The sequence below is a fragment of the Streptomyces sp. LaPpAH-108 genome, from assembly GCF_000373625.1.
Taxonomy (GTDB): Bacteria; Actinomycetota; Actinomycetes; order Streptomycetales; family Streptomycetaceae; genus Streptomyces.
Genome location: NZ_KB891994.1, coordinates 689830 through 704373, shown reverse-complemented (window position 1 = coordinate 704373; position 14544 = coordinate 689830). Strand labels below are relative to the sequence as shown.

The window sequence follows — 14544 nt, the reverse complement described above, 5'->3', positions numbered from 1 at the left end:
GGGCCTCGTCATGCACAGGGCTCGTCGCGCGCCGGGCTCAGTTCCCGGCGAACTCCTTGCTCACCGAGTCGTACACGCCCTTGGCCACCTCACCCAGCCGGGGACCGGCCAGCCAGCCCGAGGAGGCCGGGCCGATCGAGGTGTTGGAGACGAGCGTCGGCTCGCCGCCACTCCCGGCCTCCACCCAGCCACCGCCGGAGGAACCGCCCGTCATGGTGCAGCCGATGCGGTACATCGTCGGGTCCGCCTTGGCGATCGACAACCGGCCCGGCTTGTCGGTGCACTGGTACAGCCGCTGCCCGTTGAACGGCGCCGCCGCCGGATAACCGCTCGCCGTCAGGCTCCGCACGTCCGTCGCCGCCGGGGCGTCGAAGTCCACCGGCAGCGCCCCGCCGACCGTCTCCTCCAGCGACTTGCCGCCGCTGCCCTGCTCCGGCGTCACATGGATCACCGCGAAGTCGTACGAGGCGCCGTTGCCGCCGGTCTCACCACCGCCGTCGATCCACTGCTGCGAGGTCTTCGCCGAGTCGGCCCACCACACCCCGTACGGCGCGACCTCCGCGCGCGAGGCGGTCTTCATCCCGGCGGGCGACAGGCTCTGGTTGTTGTACGACGGCACGAAGGCGATGTTGCGGTACCAGCCGCCCTTCTTGCCCGCGTGCACACAATGGCCCGCCGTCCAGATCAGGTTGGACTTGCCGGGGTGCGCCGGGTCCTGCACGACCGTCGCCGAGCAGACCATCGTGCCCTTGGGGGCGTCGAAGAACACCTTCCCGGAGGTGGCCGCGTTGACGTGGTACGGCGCCTTGACCGGCTGCGCCTCCACCGGCTGCGGCGTCGGGTCCGTCACGCCCTGGTCGCCGGAGAGGTCGCCGTCACCGACGCTCTTGGCCGGGTCGTCGGCGCCGCGCATCCGGTCGGGATCCCACAGGCCCTTGATGATCGGGTTGATGAAGTCGTTGGCCTCGCGCAGCCAGTCGTCCCGGTCCCAGTCCTTCCAGGCACCGTTCTTCCACTTGTCCATGTCGATCCCGTGCTCCCGCAGCTTGTTGCTGAGGTCGTCCGGAACCCTGACCTTGCCGTCGCCCACGCCCGCCGCTGCCGTCGGTGAACCACTCGCGTTGTCGTCGCCCCCACAGGCGGTCGCCGTCAGCGCGAGCGCGGAGACCAACGCGACGGCCGCCAGCGTTCTGCGGGCGCCGCCCCCTCCCCGTCGAACGATGGACGACGGACGTATGGATCGCATGGTCGTGACTCCCCCTGCTGTGAAGGAATATGGTGCTTCGGCCCGTCACCGGCGGTCGACTCGGGGCGAGTTCGTGCCGAAGGCGTGGCCGACTGGGAACGGGAACACACACTATGCGGTCGCCGTGGGGGACTTCCGACGGAACCGCAACGGTTACGTCACGGCAAGGATCTTGAGGCAACCCGTAACCCGGCGGCCGGTGCGCTGTTGGTAGCGGTTGGGGGCCCGCCGCCGGTGTCCCCGACCATCAACTCGCCTGTGGACAGCGGGGAGGACAGCGAGCCGTGGCCGTGACCGAGTCGGAGGCTGAAGGCGCGTACGGGGAAGCCCCGGCCGTGCACGAGGGGATTCTCGGGCGCCAGTCGGCGCGCGAGTCCGCGGCCCGCACCTATGCCCGCGCGCTGCCCATCGTGCCGGTGCGGGCGCGCGGCCTGACCATCGAGGGCGCCGACGGCCGCCGCTACCTGGACTGCCTCTCCGGCGCCGGAGCCCTCGCCCTCGGCCACAACCACCCGGTCGTGCTGGAGGCCATCCGCAAGGTCCTCGACTCCGGCGCCCCGCTCTCCGTCCTCGACCTGGCGACCCCGGTCAAGGACCGGTTCATCACCGAGCTGTTCCACACCCTGCCGCCCGGCCTCGCCGACCGCGCCCGCGTCCAGTTCTGCGGGCCCGCGGGCACCGACGCGGTCGAGGCCGCGCTCAAACTGGTCCGGGCCGCCACCGGGCGCACCGGCGTCCTCACCTTCACCGGCGCCTACCACGGCATGACCGCGGGCGCTCTCGCCGTCTCCGGCGGCGCCGACGACGTGCGGGTCGCCCGGCTGCCCTATCCGCAGGACTACCGCTGCCCCTTCGGCGTCGGCGGCGCGCACGGCGCCGAACTCTCCGCCCGCTGGACCGAGTCCCTTCTCGACGACCCCAAGTCGGGTGTGCCGCTGCCCGCCGGGATGATCCTCGAACCCGTCCAGGGCGAGGGCGGCGTGCTCCCGGCCCCGGACGACTGGCTGCGCCGGATGCGCCGGATCACCGCCGACCGGTCCGTCCCGCTCATCGCCGACGAGGTCCAGACCGGCGTCGGCCGGACCGGCGCCTTCTGGGCCGTCGACCACAGCGGCATCACCCCCGACGTCATGGTCCTGTCCAAGGCCATCGGCGGCAGCCTCCCGCTGGCCGTGGTCGTCTACCGCGAGGACCTCGACGTCTGGCGGCCCGGCGCCCACGCGGGCACCTTCCGGGGCAACCAGCTCGCCATGGCCGCGGGCACCGCCACCCTCGCCTACGTCCGCGAGAACGGCCTCGCCGACCGAGCCGCCACCCTCGGCGCCCGCATGCTCGCCCGACTCCGCGAACTGAAGGACCGGTTCCCCTGCGTCGGGGACGTGCGCGGACGCGGCCTGATGATCGGGGTCGAACTGGTCGACCCGGAAGGCCCGAGCACCGCCCCCGGCACCGGCTCCCGGGAACCGCGCGCCGCCACGCCCCCGCACCCGGCCGCCCCCGAACTCGCCCGCGCCGTCCAGCGGGAATGCCTCGACCGTGGCCTGATCGTGGAACTCGGCGGACGCCACAACGCCGTCGTCCGCCTCCTGCCGCCGCTGACCATCACCGACGAACAGGCGACGGCCGTCCTGGACCGCCTCGCCGACGCGGTCACGGCCGCAGCCCGCCACCACACGCACCCCGCCACTCCGCTCCGACGGCCCGCGATCCCGGCCGAACGCACCGGCTAGCCGCACCGGCCCGAACCCCTCGGCCGAGCGCCACGACCCGACCGCGCCGGCCGACCGCAGCGGCCCGAACACCACGACCGGCCGCAGTGGTGGGAGAGCGACGCCCGGCCCCGGCGGTCCGCACACCACGGCCGACCGCAGGCGCCCGGACCCATCCGGCAGCCGACCCACCCGGACCGTCCCGCCCACCGAAGCGGGGCGAACGGCCCGTCCTCGCCGACCCGGTAACCACCACCGTCGCGCCGACCCGGCCCTACGACGGACGGGCGCCCACACCCCGGCGCCCCGTTTCCCACGCCACCACTGCCTCATCCATGTCCTCCCGACCAGCAGTCACCCGCACGACCCGCACCACACGAACACCCGCACAGCCCCGAGGAGCCGTCTTGACCGCCACACCCGCACCCGACGGCCGTTCCGAGACCCCCGACGAACCGCTCGACCCCGGCGCACCCCCCACTCCCGCCCCCGCACCGCTCGCCGAGGCCGTCCCGCAGCAGAAGCGGCGCGCCCCCGACCCCGTACGCCCCGGGGAGTCCGACGCCGACCCGCTGGAGCACCCGGACCCGCTCACCGCCGCCCAGGCGGCAGCCGTGGACAACCTGCTGCGCTGCTGGGCCCGCGAGACCGGCATCGCGGCCCCGGACGACGGCACCCTCCACATCCCGCTGCCCGCCAGCGGCACCGCCCTGACCGTGCCCGTCCGCCACTGGTCCCCGGCAGGCTGGCACCGCTTCGGAGCGCTCCGCCTGGACGGCGCCCCCGAACAGGCCCCGCCCGTCGACGCGGTCACCCTTGCCGCACTGCTCTCCCGGGAGACAGCGGCTCACGGGAGCGCCACCTCCGACTCCGGGCACCCCACCGGTGACGGCGCCGACCTCGTCGCCCGGGTCGCCGACTCGCTGCGCAACACCGCCGCCTTCCTGAGCGAACGCCGCGCGCACCCCGCCGACGGACCGGACCTCTTCCTCGGCGCCGAACAGGCCCTGCTCCTCGGCCACCCCCTGCACCCGGCCCCCAAGAGCCGCGAGGGACTGACCGAATCCGAGGCCCGCCGCTACGCGCCCGAGACGAACGGCTCCTTCCCGCTCCACTGGATGGCCGTGGCACCCTCCCTCCTCGCCGCCGACTCGGCCTGGACCGAGCGCGGCCGTACCGTCACCGCCGCCGAACTCATCCGGCGCCTCGCCGGAATCGACCTCTCCCTCCCCGAGGACTACGCCGCCCTGCCCCTGCACCCCTGGCAGGCCCGCGACCTACGCCACCGCCCCGCCGTCGCCGCACTCCTCGACACCGGCCTGCTCTGCGACCTCGGCCCCCTGGGGCCCGACTGGCATCCCACCTCCTCCGTCCGCACCGTCCACCGCTCCGGCACCCCCGCGATGCTCAAGCTCTCGCTCGGCCTGCGCATCACCAACTCCCGCCGCGAGAACCTGCGCAAGGAACTCCACCGGGGCGTCGAGGTGCACCGCCTGCTGCGCACCGGACTGTCCGAGCAGTGGCGTGCTGCGCACCCCTCCTTCGACATCGTCCGCGACCCGGCCTGGCTCTCCGTGGACGGCCCGGACGGGCAGCCGCTGCCCGGGCTGGACGTGATGATCCGGCACAACCCCTTCCTCCCGGCCGACGACGTGGGCTGCGTCGCCGGACTGGTCTCCCCGCGCCCGATCGCCGCCCCGGGCACCGACGCCGCACCCGCCCAGGACCCCTGGCCGCTGCGCTCCCGGCTGGCCCGGCTCGTCGCACGCCTCGCCGGTCGCACCGGCCGCCCGGTGGGAGCCGTCGCCGCGGAGTGGTTCCTGCGCTATCTCGAACAGGTCGTCCGTCCCGTGCTGTGGCTCGACAGCGAGGCCGGGATCGCCCTGGAGGCCCACCAGCAGAACACCCTGCTGCTGCTCGACCGCGACGGCTGGCCCGCCGGGGGCCGCTACCGCGACAACCAGGGCTACTACTTCCGCGAGTCCCGCCGCGCCGAACTCGACGCCCGGCTGCCCGGGATCGGCGAGCGGAGCGACACCTTCGTCTCCGACGAGGTCACCGACGAACGCTTCGCCTACTACCTCGCCATCAACAACGTGCTCGGCCTGATCGGGGCCTTCGGCTCGCAGCGCCTGGCCGACGAGCGCCTGCTGCTCGCCGCCTTCCGCCGCTTCCTCGACGCCGCCGCCTCGGGACCTGCCGCGCTGCGCAGCTCCCTGCCCGGCCACCTCCTCGACTCACCCGTCCTGCGCTGCAAGGCCAATCTGCTGACCCGGCTGCACGGCCTGGACGAACTGGTCGGCCCGGTCGACACCCAGTCCGTCTACGTCACCATCGCCAACCCCCTCCATCCCTGAGGCCCGTCCCCTTCTTCTTCGAGCTTCTTCGAGTCGCCCTCCTTCCCGAGCGGAGCAACCGGTGTCTTCCACAAGCGAGTTCGTCGTCACGCGCAGTCCGGGTCCGCTCCTCACGGACGACGACCCGCTCGACGCCCCGGCCACCTGGGGTGCGGCCGTCACCCCGGTGGGCCGGTTCGAGCTGGCGCCGGTGCGCCTGGACCGGGACCTCCCGCTCCTCCACCGCTGGATGAACGACCCGGCGGTGGCCGCCTTCTGGGAACTGGCAGGCCCCGTGAGCACGACCGAGAACCATCTGCGGGCGCAGCTCGACGGCGATGGACGCAGCGCACCGTGTCTGGGCGTCCTGAACGGCACGCCCGTCGGCTACTGGGAGATCTACCGGGCCGACCTGGACCCGCTGGCCCGGCACTACCCGGCCCGCCCTCACGACACGGGTATCCACCTGCTGATCGGCGACGCCTCCCACCGGGGGCGAGGGCTGGGTTCGGTCCTGCTCGCGGCCGTCGCCGACCTGATCCTGGACCGCCGCCCCTTCTGCACCCGTGTCGTCGCGGAACCGGACATGCGCAACACCCCCTCCGTGGCTGCCTTCCTGAGCGCCGGATTCCGGCGCGCCGCCGAGGTCGACCTGCCCGGCAAGCGGGCCGCCCTCATGATCCGTGACCGGCTCCACCCCCGACGCGTGTGACGCAGGGTGGATGGCCCGTCACATGTTGTACGTCCGGCGATCCCGTCAGGTTCCGACTTGTCAAAAAAATCCGAGAAAGTTCGCCCAGGGAAATCGCGGTGATCGTGCCCCCGCCCCCGTCCCCTGTTCGGCGGCCCGATTGTCAGTCGGGGGCCGTAGGGTGGTCGGGCTATGACGAAGCCCTCACTCCCCGAACTCCTCCACGCCGCCGTCGCCGCTGTCGGCGGTACGGAGCGTCCCGGCCAGGTCACGATGGCCGAAGCGGTCGCGGAAACGATCGACGACGGATCCCACCTGCTGGTCCAGGCCGGCACCGGCACCGGAAAGTCGCTCGGCTATCTCGTGCCCGCGCTCGCACACGGGGAGCGGGTCGTCGTCGCCACGGCCACGCTCGCCCTCCAGCGTCAGCTCGTGGAGCGCGACCTGCCGCGCACGGTGGACGCCCTGCACCCGCTGCTGCGGCGCCGCCCGGAGTTCGCCATGCTCAAGGGCCGGTCGAACTACCTCTGTCTGCACCGTCTGCACGAGGGGATGCCGCAGGACGAGGAGGACGGCCTCTTCGACCAGTTCGAGGCGGCTGCCCCCACCAGCAAACTCGGCCAGGACCTGCTCCGCCTGCGCGACTGGTCGGACGAGACGGAGAACGGCGACCGCGACGACCTCACCCCCGGCGTCTCCGACCGGGCCTGGGCGCAGGTCTCCGTGTCCTCGCGCGAGTGCCTGGGCGCGACCAAGTGCGCCTACGGCGCCGAATGCTTCGCCGAGATGGCCCGCGAGCGCGCCAAGCTGGCCGACGTCGTCGTGACCAACCACGCCCTTCTCGCGATCGACGCCATCGAGGGCGCCCCGGTGCTGCCCCAGCACGAGGTGCTGATCGTGGACGAGGCGCACGAACTCGTCTCCCGCGTCACCGGCGCCGCCACCGGCGAACTCACGCCCGGCCAGGTCAACCGCGCCGTCCGCCGGGCCGCGAAGCTCGTCAACGAGAAGGCCGCCGACCAGCTCCAGACCGCCGCCGAGGGCTTCGAGCGGCTGATGGAGCTGGCCCTGCCCGGCCGCCTGGAGGAGATCCCGGAAGACCTCGGCTACGCCCTGGCCGCGCTGCGCGACGCCGCCCGCACGGTCATCACCGCGCTCGGCTCGACCCGCGACAAGTCGGTCCAGGACGAGGACGCGGTGCGCAAACAGGCCCTGGCCTCGGTGGAGACCGTGCACGGCGTGGCCGAGCGGGTGCTGAACGGCTCGGAGTGGGACGTCGTCTGGTACGAGCGCCACGACCGTTTCGGGGCGTCCCTGCGTATCGCCCCCATGTCGGTCTCCGGCCTGCTCAGGGAGAAGCTTTTCGCGGACCGCAGCGTCGTCCTCGCCTCGGCGACGCTCAAGCTCGGCGGCGACTTCAACGGCGTCGGGGCCTCCCTGGGGCTCGCCCCCGAGGGACAGGAGGGCGAGGACCTGCCGCAATGGAAGGGCATCGACGTCGGCTCGCCGTTCGACTACCCCAAGCAGGGCATCCTCTACGTCGCCAAGCACCTCGCCCGCCCGGCGCGGGACGGCGACCGTGCCGACATGCTGGACGAGCTGACCGAGCTGATCCAGGCCGCGGGCGGTCGCACGCTCGGCCTGTTCTCCTCGATGCGGGCCGCCCAGCTCGCCGCCGAGGAGCTGCGGGTGCGCATCCCCGAGTTCCCGATCCTGCTCCAGGGCGAGGAGACGCTCGGTGAGCTGATCAAGAACTTCGCGGCCGACCCCAAGACCTGTCTCTTCGGCACGCTGTCGCTGTGGCAGGGCGTCGACGTGCCGGGGCCCAGCTGCCAGCTGGTCGTGATGGACAAGATCCCGTTCCCGCGCCCCGACGACCCGCTGATGAGCGCCCGGCAGAAGGCGGTGGAGGACGCGGGAGGCAACGGCTTCATGGCGGTCGCCGCCACGCATGCCGCCCTGCTCATGGCCCAGGGCGCGGGTCGTCTCGTGCGGGCCACCGGGGACAAGGGCGTCGTCGCGGTACTGGACCAGCGCCTGGCCACGGCCCGGTACGGCCAGTATCTGAAGGCGTCGCTGCCCGAGTTCTGGTACACCACGGACCGTAACCAGGTGCGCAAGTCGCTCGCGGCGATCGACGCGATGGCGAAGCAGGCGGAGGGGGAGTAGGCCCCGAGGCCGTACCTCCGCGCAAGGAGGAGGGAATGGCAGGGGCCCCGGAACCGGCGCAGGGGTTCCGGGGCCCGCTCAGGGGGACGGGCCGGGGGCCCGGTCCGCTGCGGCTGTCACACGCGGCGGAGCACCGCGACGACCTTGCCGAGGATCGTCGCGTCGTCGCCGGGGATCGGCTCGTAGGCGGCGTTGTGCGGAAGGAGCCAGACGTGGCCGTCCTCGCGCTTGAAGCGCTTGACCGTGGCCTCGCCGTCGAGCATGGCCGCCACGATGTCGCCGTTCTCCGCGACGGGCTGGCGGCGCACGGCCACCCAGTCGCCGTCGCAGATCGCGGCCTCGATCATGGAGTCGCCGACGACCTTGAGCACGAACAGCTCGCCGTCACCGACCAGCTGCCGGGGAAGGGGAAAGACGTCCTCGACCGACTCCTCGGCGAGGATCGGGCCGCCCGCCGCGATGCGGCCGACCAGCGGGACGTACGACGCGGCCGGCTTGCCCGCCGTGTCGGTGGGCTGCACGGTCACGGCCTGGTCGGAGCCGCGCACCTCGTAGGCGCGCGGGCGGTGCGGGTCGCGGCGCAGGAAGCCCTTGCGCTCCAGGGCCATCAGCTGGTGCGCGACGGAGGAGGTGCTGGAGAGGCCGACGGCCTGGCCGATCTCGCGCATGGACGGCGGGTAGCCCCGCCGCTGCACCGAGTCCCGGATGACCTCGATGACCCGGCGCTGCCGGTCGGTGAGACCTGAGCTGTCGGCGCGGATGCCTGGAGGTCGGCCCGGCAGGGAGCGCTTGTGTCCCTCGGGATTCGTGGCGTCGTTCATCGCGTGCACGGGCTCGGTCCGGCCGTCGGCTCGGCCCTGGGCAGTGATGGTGGCACTGTCGGCGGTGGTGGTCACGTCGGCCCCTCTCGATGGTCTCCCTGCTGCACAACGGTAGTTGCTTTCGAAAGGTTGCGCCAAACACACGTTCGAGTGAAAAAGCGTGATTCACCTGACGCGATCAAGTGTCCAGGTGTATGGCTTGCGCGATCCGCGGTGGGCAAAATGCCCATTGCTGTACTCTTCACCATCGGGCGGGCAGCCTCGCGCGCCGCTCAGTGTGTCATCCGGGGCCTTTCCGGCCAGGTGGGGGATGTCGGACCCCCGGTGCAGCCCCCGTCGAAGCCTCCCCGGAGACTTCCCCCGGGCCTGGACGGGCCGCCCTCGCGCGCGGTATTCACCGTAGCCCCAGGTCTCTCTCTGCGGCGCACAGGAATCCCGCGTGTCCGGCCGGGGCGGCCCCCGCGCCCGCCCTGTACCCGCTGTCCGGCGGCGACACGCGTGTCTGCCTCGGTGTTCGAGGTGATCCCCACATGTAGTGGTTGGATGGCTACAGATACCCACAAGTTGTGGTGGTTGCCGGTCCTGGGGTCTTCCGCACCTCCGCGATCGCCTATGCTTAGGTGCTGCTTCGCGGGGCTCCTGAGGTCCGGCGAGGCCATCGAGTCTGCTGTGAGGAGGGTTGGAGATCATGCACTGCCCCTTCTGCAGGCACCCCGACAGCCGTGTGGTCGACAGTCGTACGACCGACGACGGCACGTCGATCCGCAGGCGCCGCCAGTGCCCTGACTGCTCCCGTCGTTTCACGACCGTGGAGACGTGCTCGCTCATGGTGGTGAAGCGGTCCGGAGTCACCGAGCCGTTCAGCCGTACCAAGGTCATCAATGGCGTGCGCAAGGCATGTCAGGGGCGGCCGGTCACCGAGGACGCGCTCGCCCAGCTCGGCCAGCGGGTCGAGGAGGCGGTACGGGCCACCGGAAGCGCCGAGCTGACCACCCACGACGTGGGGCTGGCCATACTCGGACCGCTGCAGGAGCTCGACCTCGTCGCCTACCTGCGATTCGCCTCCGTCTACCGGGCGTTCGACTCGCTCGAGGACTTCGAGGCCGCGATCGCGGAGCTGAGGGAGACGACGTGCGGCCCCGCCGCGGACGACGAGGACACGGAAGCGGGGCGCCAGGAGGACGAAGCCGGGCAGCCGAGGACCCCTCAGGTCCCGGTGCCCGCGCACGCCGCCGAATGACCGGCCGGCCGGAGGACGGGAACGGTCCCGGAGTCCGGCCGGAGGGCGGCTCACGAAGACCTGTCGCGGGTGGCGCCGAAGGTGCCCGCGACGCAAGACAGAACACGTGTCCTGGGAACATCGGGGCACTTCAGGGCGTTTTGCCCGACAGGGAGGCGGCATGACAGAGACGGCGAGCGGTCCGGCACGAGGTTCCCGGGCGAAGGGCACCAAGGCCACCAAGGGACTGCGCATCGAGCGCATCCACACGACCCCCGGCGTGCACCCGTACGACGAGGTCGAGTGGGCGCATCGCGACGTCGTCATGACCAACTGGCGCGACGGCTCGGTCAACTTCGAGCAGCGTGGCGTCGAGTTCCCCGACTTCTGGTCGGTGAACGCGGTCAACATCGTCACCAGCAAGTACTTCCGCGGTGCCGTCGGCACCCCGCAGCGCGAGGTCAGCCTCAAGCAGCTGATCGACCGCATCGTGAAGACGTACCGGAAGGCCGGTGAGGACTACAAGTACTTCGCCTCGCCCGCCGACGCCGAGATCTTCGAGCACGAGCTGGCCTACGCCCTCCTGCACCAGATCTTCAGCTTCAACAGCCCGGTCTGGTTCAACGTCGGTACGCCGCAGCCCCAGCAGGTCTCCGCCTGCTTCATCCTGTCCGTCGACGACTCCATGGAGTCGATCCTCGACTGGTACAAGGAAGAGGGCATGATCTTCAAGGGCGGTTCCGGCGCCGGCCTGAACCTGTCCCGCATCCGTTCCTCCAAGGAACTGCTCTCCTCCGGCGGCAACGCCTCCGGCCCGGTCTCCTTCATGCGCGGTGCCGACGCCTCCGCCGGAACCATCAAGTCCGGTGGCGCCACCCGCCGCGCGGCCAAGATGGTCGTTCTCGACGTCGACCACCCCGACATCGAGGACTTCATCCAGACGAAGGTCAGCGAGGAGGAGAAGATCCGCGTCCTGCGCGACGCGGGCTTCGACATGGACCTGGGCGGCGACGACATCACGTCCGTCCAGTACCAGAACGCCAACAACTCGGTCCGCGTGAACGACGAGTTCATGAACGCGGTCGAGAGCGGCACCGACTTCGGCCTGCGCGCCCGCATGACCGGTGAGGTCATCGAGAAGGTCGACGCCAAGTCGCTGTTCCGCAAGATCGCGGAGGCCGCTTGGGCCTGCGCCGACCCGGGCATCCAGTACGACGACCAGATCAACCACTGGCACACCTGCCCCGAGTCTGGCCGGATCACCGCGTCGAACCCGTGCAGCGAGTACATGCACCTGGACAACACGTCCTGCAACCTCGCCTCGCTGAACCTGATGAAGTTCCTCAAGGACGACGGCAAGGGCAACCAGTCCTTCGAGAGCGAGCGCTTCCAGAAGGTCGTCGAGCTGGTCATCACCGCGATGGACATCTCGATCTGCTTCGCGGACTTCCCCACCGAGAAGATCGGTGAGAACACCCGTGCCTTCCGCCAGCTCGGCATCGGCTACGCCAACCTCGGCGCCCTGCTGATGGCCACCGGCCACGCGTACGACTCCGACGGCGGTCGCACGCTCGCCGCCGCCATCACCTCCCTGATGACGGGCACCGCCTACCGCCGCTCCGCCGAGCTGGCCGCGATCGTCGGCCCGTACGACGGCTACGCCCGCAACGCCGACGCCCACAAGCGCGTCATGAAGCAGCACGCCGACGCCAACACCACGGCCGTCCGCATGGACGACCTGGACAGCCCGGTGTGGGCCGCCGCCACGGAGGCCTGGCAGGACGTCGTGCGCCTCGGCGAGCAGAACGGTTTCCGTAACTCCCAGGCGTCCGTGCTCGCCCCGACCGGCACCATCGGTCTGGCGATGTCCTGCGACACCACCGGTGTGGAGCCCGACCTCGCGCTGGTCAAGTTCAAGAAGCTCGTCGGCGGCGGCTCGATGCAGATCGTCAACGGCACGGTCCCGCAGGCCCTGCGCCGCCTGGGCTACCAGGAGGAGCAGATCGAGGCGATCGTCGCCCACATCGCCGAGCACGGCAATGTGATCGACGCCCCCGGTCTGAAGGCCGAGCACTACGAGGTCTTCGACTGCGCCATGGGCGAGCGCGCCATCTCCCCGATGGGCCACGTCCGCATGATGGCCGCGATCCAGCCGTGGATCTCCGGCGCCATCTCCAAGACGGTCAACATGCCGGAGACGGCGACCGTCGAGGAGGTCGAGGAGATCTACTTCGAGGCCTGGAAGCTCGGCGTCAAGGCGCTCGCGATCTACCGCGACAACTGCAAGGTCGGCCAGCCGCTCTCCGCCAAGAAGAAGGAGGACGAGAAGGCCGAGGTGACCGCGAAGGCCGAGGCGACCATCCGCGAGACGGTCGAGAAGGTCGTCGAGTACCGCCCGGTCCGCAAGCGCCTGCCCAAGGGCCGTCCCGGCATCACCACGTCCTTCACGGTCGGCGGCGCCGAGGGCTACATGACCGCCAACTCCTACCCGGACGACGGTCTCGGCGAGGTCTTCCTGAAGATGTCCAAGCAGGGTTCGACGCTCGCGGGCATGATGGACGCCTTCTCCATCGCCGTCTCCGTCGGCCTCCAGTACGGCGTGCCGCTGGAGACCTACGTCTCGAAGTTCACCAACATGCGCTTCGAGCCGGCCGGTATGACGGACGACCCGGACGTGCGGATGGCGCAGTCGATCGTCGACTACATCTTCCGCCGCCTGGCGCTGGACTTCCTGCCCTTCGAGACGCGTTCCGCGCTCGGCATCCACTCCGCCGAGGAGCGTCAGCGCCACCTGGAGACCGGCTCCTACGAGCCGGCCGACGACGAGGTCGACGTCGAGGGTCTGGCCCAGTCCGCCCCGCGCCAGACCGAGCTGAAGGCGGTCGCGACCCCCAAGGCCGAGGCCGAGTCGGTCAAGCCCGCCCCCAAGCAGGCCCACACCAGCGCCGAACTCGTCGAAATGCAGCTGGGCATCCAGGCCGACGCCCCGCTCTGCTTCTCCTGCGGCACCAAGATGCAGCGAGCCGGCTCCTGCTACATCTGCGAGGGCTGCGGCTCGACCAGCGGTTGCAGCTGATCAGCGGCTGAGCCCGTGACACGGGCTCGGTGAAGGGGCGTCGACCAAACGGTCGGCGCCCCTTCTGCTGGGGCGGTTCAGGGGAGTACGGGGTGGCCGAGGACGTGGACGCGCTTGGCCGTGATCTCGAAGTCCGCGGTGGGGGAGAGGGGCGTGGTGATGCGCCGGGTCAGGGGAGCGCCGGTCAGGATGGCGCGGACGGCATCGAGGTCGATCGGCCGGTCCCCGTACTCCTCGGCGGACTTCACGTACGCCTCCGGGCTGCCGTCGGTGAGGCTGTCGAACAGCCATGCGGTGCCGTCCGCTTCGTCGTCGGCGAACTTCACCGGGCCGCATCGCCAGGCGCAGACCGTGGCGTCGAGGAAGCCCTCGAACTGGAACTCCGGCGCCGTCGCGTAGTGCGCGAGGGAGGCGGGCAGGCCGTCGAGCAGGCCCGGCCAGTGTGCCCGCAGATGTTCCCGCCAGGGCGTGGCGTCGCATTCGTGGTCGAAGCCGTGGAGGCCAGGTCGACCCCCTCGCGCCAGTCGGGATGGTACGTGTGCGTGGGTGCCGTCGGGTCGAGGACGGTGTCCAGCACCGCGAAGGCACAACAGCGGGCCGCCAGCACAGCAGGCTCGGGCAGCAGAGGCAGCAGGTCGTGCACGTTCATGACGGTCATTCAACAGCGCACCACTGACAACGCCCCGGCCGCTCGTTCACCGGCCGGGGCGTCGCGGGGTTCAGCCGCGGCGTTTGGTTCCCAGGATCCGGGTAAATGTCACCGGGTCTTCGTCGAAGCCGTGGACGCCCGCGTGGAAGGTCCATTCGCCGGAGCCGTCTCGCACGAACTCGGCGACCGTCGCCGCCGTGGCGTCCGGGGCAGCGGCGAAGTCACTCTCAGCGAGCACCGTGTAGCCCTCGCTGACGCGGAATGCCGGGTCCAGGACCGAGGCGAACGTGGTGCGGGCCTGGCTCTGCTGAATGACGACGCCGACCACCACGCGCGTGTAGCGGCGGTCCAGGCGGTGGAGTTCGAGGGTCATGACCTCGTCCCAGCCGAAGCCCTTGCCGTCGGGGCTGTCGCGGTTGAGGAAGATCGTGCCGTCCGGGGAGCGGCTGTCGAAGTACACCAGATAGGCGGGCTGCCCGTACGCGTCGTCCGCCGTGAACGTCGCGGCCACGAGGTCCAGGTCGGAGGGTGGCTGCCCCGCGGGACTGGGATTCCACTTCAGTGCCACCTCGACACCGCGGATTCCCTTGCCGAATCCGGTCACCAGGTTTCCCCTCTCCCGAAGGTC

At 71.2% G+C, this 14544-nt stretch carries 10 protein-coding genes; 6 read left to right on the top strand and 4 right to left on the bottom strand.

Annotated elements, in window-relative coordinates; translation table 11 throughout:
* Nucleotides 1-37: 37 nt before the first annotated feature.
* Nucleotides 38-1246: a trypsin-like serine peptidase gene (locus tag B079_RS0118730; RefSeq protein ID WP_026248842.1), complete on the bottom strand. Its 1209-nt coding sequence runs from the start codon at nt 1244-1246 to the stop codon at nt 38-40.
* Nucleotides 1247-1530: 284 nt separating this feature from the next.
* On the opposite strand from B079_RS0118730, the gene B079_RS32320 reads away from it, so the two are divergent.
* The 4 genes from B079_RS32320 to B079_RS0118710 all read left to right on the top strand — a co-directional run bounded on the left by B079_RS32320 (nt 1531) and on the right by B079_RS0118710 (nt 8151).
* Nucleotides 1531-2976: a diaminobutyrate--2-oxoglutarate transaminase family protein gene (locus B079_RS32320; RefSeq protein ID WP_018547379.1), complete on the top strand. Its 1446-nt coding sequence runs from the start codon at nt 1531-1533 to the stop codon at nt 2974-2976.
* 386 nt (nt 2977-3362) lie between these two features.
* A complete protein-coding gene (locus B079_RS0118720) occupies nt 3363-5312 on the top strand; it encodes an IucA/IucC family protein (RefSeq protein ID WP_018547378.1) in 1950 nt (649 codons plus the stop codon).
* Nucleotides 5305-6003 carry a GNAT family N-acetyltransferase gene (locus B079_RS0118715; RefSeq protein ID WP_078495994.1) on the top strand — a complete coding sequence of 233 codons (699 nt, stop codon included), beginning with the start codon at nt 5305-5307 and terminating at the stop codon, nt 6001-6003. The genes B079_RS0118720 and B079_RS0118715 overlap by 8 nt, the downstream gene beginning before the upstream one ends.
* 171 nt (nt 6004-6174) lie before the next feature.
* Nucleotides 6175-8151 carry an ATP-dependent DNA helicase gene (locus tag B079_RS0118710; protein ID WP_018547376.1) on the top strand — a complete coding sequence of 659 codons (1977 nt, stop codon included), beginning with the start codon at nt 6175-6177 and terminating at the stop codon, nt 8149-8151.
* Between the two features lie 116 nt (nt 8152-8267).
* On the opposite strand, the gene lexA is transcribed toward B079_RS0118710, so the two are convergent.
* Nucleotides 8268-9047: a transcriptional repressor LexA gene (gene lexA, locus B079_RS0118705; protein ID WP_018547375.1), complete on the bottom strand. Its 780-nt coding sequence runs from the start codon at nt 9045-9047 to the stop codon at nt 8268-8270.
* A 613-nt stretch (nt 9048-9660) separates the two neighbouring features.
* Here lexA and nrdR point away from each other — a divergent pair.
* Together nrdR and B079_RS0118695 are read left to right on the top strand one after the other, a co-directional pair.
* Nucleotides 9661-10212, top strand: coding sequence for a transcriptional regulator NrdR (nrdR, locus tag B079_RS0118700; RefSeq protein WP_026248841.1), 552 nt, complete (start codon nt 9661-9663; stop codon nt 10210-10212).
* Nucleotides 10213-10372: 160 nt separating this feature from the next.
* Nucleotides 10373-13267 carry a vitamin B12-dependent ribonucleotide reductase gene (locus B079_RS0118695; RefSeq protein ID WP_018547373.1) on the top strand — a complete coding sequence of 965 codons (2895 nt, stop codon included), beginning with the start codon at nt 10373-10375 and terminating at the stop codon, nt 13265-13267.
* Between the two features lie 77 nt (nt 13268-13344).
* Here the strand turns inward: B079_RS0118695 and B079_RS35920 are convergent, their stop codons facing one another.
* Complete coding sequence (locus B079_RS35920) at nt 13345-13593, bottom strand: hypothetical protein (protein ID WP_018547372.1); 249 nt, start codon at nt 13591-13593, stop codon at nt 13345-13347.
* A gap of 393 nt (nt 13594-13986) precedes the next feature.
* Entirely contained in the window at nt 13987-14520 is a 534-nt protein-coding gene (locus B079_RS0118685; RefSeq protein WP_018547371.1) for a TerD family protein, read from the bottom strand.
* Nucleotides 14521-14544: the final 24 nt, after the last annotated feature.